Origin of the sequence: Collinsella sp. AF23-4AC (assembly GCF_003462685.1) — a bacterium.
GTDB lineage: Bacteria > Actinomycetota > Coriobacteriia > Coriobacteriales > Coriobacteriaceae > Collinsella.
Window position 1 is genome coordinate 22,066 of sequence record NZ_QRVE01000022.1, and the last position, 6,262, is coordinate 28,327.

The following is a 6,262-nucleotide window of genomic DNA, read 5'->3' on the forward strand; positions in this document are numbered from 1 at the left end:
TCCGACACACGCTCAAATAGTACGAATGGTACGCCGAAAGGGGTTCGTTCATGGAACCTATTACAACGGGCATGCAGGGAGCAGCCGTCGAGGACGTCCAGTCCCGCCTTCTGCAGCTCGGCTATACAATCGATGACACCGAGGTTGCCGACAAGCGCTTTGGCACCACCACCGAGCAGGCCGTCAGCACCTTCAGGCTCGACAGCGGCCTTGCTGCCGGTCATGCCGTCGATATCCCCTGTTGGAGCGCCCTGGTCGACGCCTCGTATAAGCTGGGCGACCGCACTCTGTATCTGCGCATGCCCAATTTCCATGGCGCCGATGTGCAGGCCCTGCAGCGCGCTCTCAACGTTTTGGGCTTTGCCTGCGGCGAGGACGACGGCTACTTTGGTCCGCATACCGAGGCCGCCCTGCAGCAGTTCCAGGAAAATGTCGGCCTGTTTGCCGACGGCATGGCCTTCCAGGACACCTACGCCTACATCAACCGCCTGCACCATGTGTGGGAGGGCAAGCCCTCGGTCACCGAAGCCGAGTCCCGCATCGGTTTTGCTCGCGCCGCCAACGTGCTCGAGCGCTTCCAGATCGCCGTTATCGGCGAGGACCCCATCGCGCGCAGTGTTGCGTCGCGCATGTGGAATATCGCCACGGCAACGACCGACAACAGCGGCATGATGCTCTGCGACTCCGAGGTCCCAACCGACGTTGACCTGGTGCTCGAGATCGCAAGCGACGAGCTGCCCGCCGACGCCGCGCCACGCGCCACGATTGCCCTCGCCGAGTGCCACAACCTGGCCCAGCGCATCCGCACCGCCAATGTCGCCGCGCAGCAGAAGCCGGCTCGCATTCGCATTGAGCTCACGGGCATGACGCGCTACAACGGCACCTTCACGGCCAGCGACGCGCAGACGCTCGCCGTACGCCTACTCGACGGCGTTTGCGATGCCCTCGCAGATTAGGTAAACTAGACGAGTTGCTTTTGGGCAACACCACACATTGGGACGTAGTTCAACGGTAGAACTCCGGTTTTTGGTGCCGGCTGTTGGGGGTTCGAATCCCTCCGTCCCAGCCCTAAAGAACATAGCGCTCCAGGCTCTTATGAACTTGGAGCGCTTTTTCGTGGGCAAGCGGAGGGATTCGAACCCGCAAGGGTGCGGAGCTGAGGAAACGCGAAGCGTTTTCCAGCGCAGCACGCAAGGAGCGAAGCGACGCAGCGGCACGCGGCCGCCGAAGAGGCGGACGCGGAATCCCTCCGTCCCATACCAGCAACGGGCTCCCCGCATCTCGACTTTCCAGCCAAACCGACACTTAGGAACCGGCACTTAGGGACGTTCCTAAAGTGCCGGCCATAACTTCTCCTGCAGGACGAGAAGTTCAAGTAGTTTTTCAGGCATATCCCAAAAATCCACCCTCAAAAGACAGGCGCCCCAAGCCCATTAGGACCAAGAGCGCCTTACATCTAGAATCTTCAGCCCCGCTCCGAAAAGCGAGCCGTATGCACCAACCAAGTAACCACAGGCCCCAGGAGAGCGGACTTTAGTTGTTCAGCATGCGGTCGAAGCTTCCCGAGTCGCCATCCCGATAGTCGGCGGTCATCAGAATCTCCTGCGGAATGCGCCCGCCTTCACGTAGCACATTGCGGAACTGCACACGCGTGACCATGGGCAGATCCTTGATCGTCGCCGCCAAGTTCTGCGGCACGCCCTGGTTGGCAGCCGCGGGCTCGCACTCTCCGCCGGCCTTCACGCGACGCTTGTGCTCGGCGAGCATGGCGCGGTACATGCCGGCATGCAGGCGAATCTCAACCACATTGGCATTGCGAGCCTGCTCGACGATGCGCGCGCCCTCGCGGTCGATGTCGCCCACGTAGTAGACGTAGTTAAAGCGATAGCCGATCTCGGCCAGATAATCGTCCAGGGCATGCGAGACGCTCGCCTTGCATCCGCCGCCAAAAATCACGCCGCCCACCTTGATGCCAAAGAGCTTGGCGTGCTTGCGGCCACGCAGCAGCCTGACGATCTCGTCGTAGGTGTCCAGGTTCTCGACCATAATGAACGGCTTATCGGCGCCCAGCGTAAAGAAACCCGTAAAGTGCACGGGGCGGTTGGGGGCGACCTTGATCGCCTGCATGCTGATGCCCTTTTCGGTCATGCGCCTTATCAGGCGCTCACCGTGCTTGCCGTCAAAAGCCTTCTCGTCGTTAAAAATCTGGTAGGCCCGCTGGCGGCGCGAGGCAACCGGCGTATCGGCACCTCGGTTTTGCTCGATCCAAGCCTGGATGATTGCGATTTCCTCGGCAATCTTGCGGTTGGACATCTCGTTGTGCTGAGTGCGCTGCGGAGCCTTTTTGCCGTCCTTGCCCTCGACCTTTACGATCTGTGTCTGCTGCTCCTTGATCTTAGAGAGCGCCGTAGGCGTAGGGACAACTTTGAGCAGCTGCCTGCCTAAAACGCGGGCAAGGGCAAACGCCGATACCTCGCCGTGGACGGCCGACTCGGGCTGCTGGGCAGCAGTATCTGCTGCGGCAGACTCCGGCTTCTTCTGAGCCTTGCGCTTAGAATCGCCTTGGGAATTGCGCTCGCGCTTCGGCATAGACGCCTGCTTCTGCGGACGATCGGACTTGCTCTCCTTCGCCGGCCGGCGCTTAGGCTGCCCCGAAGAAACCTCGGCCTTCGCATCCTCGTCCTGCGGCGTGGTCTTCTCGGCTGCAATCTCGGCATGGGAACTGCGGCCCCCGCGATGGCGACGGCGGCGAGGCTTGCTCGACGCGCCCTGCTCCGTCCGCTCATCAGTAGGCTGCTGGCCCTTGGCCTCGGCATCAACCTCAAGCTGCGGCTCAACAGGCTTCTGCTCGCGAGTCGCCGGCTCAACAGTTTTCTCGGTTTGTTCGGCCTTCTCGGCCTGAGCGGTCGAAGCCGGCTCGCCCTTCTCCTGACGCCTTACGGGATACGCGCGCCTCGCAAAACCACGTCCGGGACGGCATGAACCCGGAGCCTTCTTGGCAGACTCCTCAACATCGTCTGCAGCCTCGGAAGGCTCTTCGACCTCATGCGCGACATCCTGCTGCGCAGCCTTAAAGTGGGCACCACGGCGACGCTGGGGCTCCTGGGCCTCCACGAGCTTTTGCTCCTTCGCGGGCTTCTGCGACTCGGCAGCAACCTCGTTCTCAACAGCCTCGGCATCCGTCTCACCCTTTTGAGCAACGGCGCGACGGAAGCGCTCCTGCTGGGCGCGGCGCTGCGCATCGCGCTTGCCACCCCCGCCAAAACCGCCGCGTCCTGCCTTGGCCGTAAAGGCGCGCACGACGTTCTCATCGAGCAACTCATCGGTATCGACATGCTCACGCGGAGCAACTTCTTCCACAGCAGGCACGTCAGCGGAATCCTCGACGACAAAATCTTCGACGGACTCGGCAGGCTGCTCCTGGGCATCGCGGATCTCGACATTGATGGTATAGAACGCCGGGCGTCCGTTAATGCCGCTACCCTCGATCTTGGTCACGATATTTGCCGCGATAAGCTCATCGCGCATCGCCTTGGTGTCGCATTCCTTATCGACGGAGCGGAAAATCTGCGCCAGCGCACTCGACTTAATCTTGAGCGCCTTGCGGCAAAGCAGATCGTAGGCAACCAGCTTGGCACGCTCAGCAGAAAGCGACGTCTGGCTGCTCAGGCGCTCAGCCAGAGCATCGACATTGTTTTGATTATCGGAATATACCGTCTTGGCCACGGGGCCCCTTTCATATGCACACATATACGTCCATATGGTACAACGCACGAGCCTATCCACGCAAAACATCTGCGAGAACGCCCTTGCACCACCTGCTCTCACAAGAAAAAAGACCGGGTCCGCTTGATTGCGGACCCGGTCTTTCCGAGTCAAATAGATGGGAGATTCAACCCGTCCGACCGACTAGGCCTTGGCGGCCTCGGCGTCGGCAGGAGCTTCAGCGGCAGCGGCGCGGCCGTACTCGGCCTTGCCCATCTCGGACCACTCGGGCTCCTCGTCAGGCATGGAGCCGGCCTCCTTACCGAAGAACTCCTTGAGGCAGTTGACGGCGACGATGAGGCCCAGGACCATCAGCAGGACGGCGAAAACGAGCTGCAGGCCCTTGGTGGCGGCGACGGAGACGGCGGCCGTGGTGGCGGTAGCCGGGATGGTGCCGAAGAAGCCGTAAGCCTGGACAGCGGTCATGCAGCCCATGGCGCTCTGGACCAGCGAGGTGAAGGTGCAGCAGAGCAGGAAGGCGACGGGCACGTAGAGCATCCAGCCCTTGCGGCCGGTGCACTTGCAGAACACGGCGAGGGTGATCATGGTCATACCGCCGAGCAGCTGGTTGGAAGCACCAAAGAGCGGCCAGATGTTGGCATAGCCACCAAAGGCAAGGGCGAGACCGGGAAGCAGGGTGACGACCGTGGCGAACCAGGGGTTGCCGAGAACCTTCATATAGCCGGCCTTGGACTCGATGGCCAGGGCATCGTTGGTCTGGGCAAAGAACTCGGAGAACGAAGTGCGGGCGATGCGGGCGACGGCGTCGAGCGAGGTCAGAGCCAGAGCGGAGACGTTCATGGTCATAAAGACGGTAGCGAGCGTGCCGTCAACACCGAAGGCCTGCATACCGCGGGAGATGCCAGCGGCGAAGATCTGGAACGGGGTGGAAGCGACACCAGCGTTGAGGGCGCCGGTACCGGCGGTGTTCATATCGGAGAACATGATGCCGGCAACGATGATGGCAAGGATGCCGACGAAGGACTCGACGATCATTGCGCCGTAACCAACCTTGACGGCGTCCTGCTCCTTCTCGACCTGCTTGGAAGAGGTGCCGGAAGAAACGAGGCTGTGGAAACCGGAGAGAGCACCGCAAGCGACGGAGACGAACAGGACCGGGAACATCATGCCGGAGGCAGTGGAGAAGCCGGTGAAGACCGGAGCGGTGATAGTGGCCTGACCGTTGACGCCCAGGACGACGATGCCGAGGACAGCGCAGACGATCATGACGATCATCATGATGGAAGTGAGGTAGTCACGCGGGGTCTTGAGCATCTGGATGGGCATAGCGCCAGCGAAGACCAGGTAGACCATGACGACGGCGAACCACTGGAACTTATCCAGGTAGACCGGGAACTGCATGCCGACGGCGAACATGAGAACCATGAGGACAACGCCGGTGACGAACTCGGCAGCGCCGGTGAGGTTGAACTTCTTCTGGGCCCAACCAAAGGCGATAGCGACGAAGGTGAACAGGATGGAGATGGTACCAGCGCAGCCGGCGGCATAGGACTTGGTGAAGTCGATGGCACCGGTAGCAGCACCAGAAGCGTCAACGGCCGGGGTGAACATGAACGTCTTGCAGACCATGTCGGTGAAGGCGGCGATGACGATGATGCAGAACAGCCAGCAGAACAGCAGGAACAGGCGACGACCGGTCTTGCCGATGTACTTCTCGATGAGCTGAGCGAGCGACTTGCCGTTGTTCTTCATCGAAGCGTACAGGGCACCAAAGTCGTGGACGGCGCCAAAGAAGATGCCGCCGATGAGGACCCAGAGCACGACGGGAAGCCAGCCGAAGGCCATGGCGACGATCGTACCCGTAACAGGGCCAGCACCGCAGATCGAGCTGAACTGGTGAGAGAACGCGGTGAAGGCGGAAACGGGCGAGAAGCTCTTGCCGTCCTTCATGCGCTTGGCCGGCGTGAGGGCCTCTTTGTCAACGCCCCACTTGTTGGCCAGCCATCGGCCATAGCCCAGATAGCCGCAGGCGAGCACCGCCGCGGCCACAACCATGAGCAAAACTCCGTTCATTACATTTCCTCCTCTAAAAAGAACTTCCTAGACATAAAAAATGAGGGCCGTCGGTTGCGCTCGACGGCCCTCATCTTCATCAGCCGCCCGTTATCGTACGGGCTAGCTGTATGTGCTAACCCGCATCAGATAATTACTACGCTGATAATGTTTAGCTGATGCGTGAACATGTCTAAGAAATCCTCTTCAATCATGATGTGAACGATCCGTGCGTGCTCACATCCCCCAGTGGTTGAAAAGGAGTATGAAACTTTAGTTACCTAAAGTCAACGCAAATTTGTAATGAATTTTCAACTTTTTTGAAATTCTCGGTATAAAACGCCACTGACCTCGGACTTTACCCGACAAAAGTTTTTGCATGAGAGATGCCCCTCGGAAGCGGGCGGGCGTATACAAGGTTTCCTGCTCTACAGTCCTGCTCGCACGGAGAGCACATTAAGTGCTCTCCGGCTCGTGCGGAACT

3 protein-coding genes and 1 tRNA gene are annotated in these 6,262 nt (G+C 60.3%); 2 read left to right on the forward strand and 2 right to left on the reverse strand.

Annotated elements, in window-relative coordinates; translation table 11 throughout:
- The first annotated feature begins 50 nt into the window (after positions 1 to 50).
- Positions 51 to 956 carry a peptidoglycan-binding protein gene (locus DWY05_RS09070; RefSeq protein WP_195645420.1) on the forward strand — a complete coding sequence of 302 codons (906 nt, stop codon included), beginning with the start codon at positions 51 to 53 and terminating at the stop codon, positions 954 to 956.
- A gap of 38 nt (positions 957 to 994) precedes the next feature.
- A tRNA-Gln gene (locus tag DWY05_RS09075) sits at positions 995 to 1,066 on the forward strand.
- A gap of 467 nt (positions 1,067 to 1,533) precedes the next feature.
- Here DWY05_RS09075 and DWY05_RS09080 read toward each other — a convergent pair.
- A complete protein-coding gene (locus DWY05_RS09080) occupies positions 1,534 to 3,726 on the reverse strand; it encodes a hypothetical protein (RefSeq protein ID WP_158558729.1) in 2,193 nt (730 codons plus the stop codon).
- Positions 3,727 to 3,909: 183 nt separating this feature from the next.
- On the reverse strand, positions 3,910 to 5,799 hold the full coding sequence (locus DWY05_RS09085) for a carbon starvation protein A (RefSeq protein WP_117821411.1): 1,890 nt from the start codon (positions 5,797 to 5,799) through the stop codon (positions 3,910 to 3,912).
- Positions 5,800 to 6,262 lie beyond the last annotated feature (463 nt).

Excerpts from the sequence above, each read along its gene's own strand:
- DWY05_RS09070 (WP_195645420.1), top strand. The coding sequence starts at position 51 with ATGGAACCTATTACAACGGGCATGCAGGGAGCAGCCGTCGAGGACGTC.
- DWY05_RS09085 (WP_117821411.1), bottom strand. The coding sequence starts at position 5,799 with ATGAACGGAGTTTTGCTCATGGTTGTGGCCGCGGCGGTGCTCGCCTGC.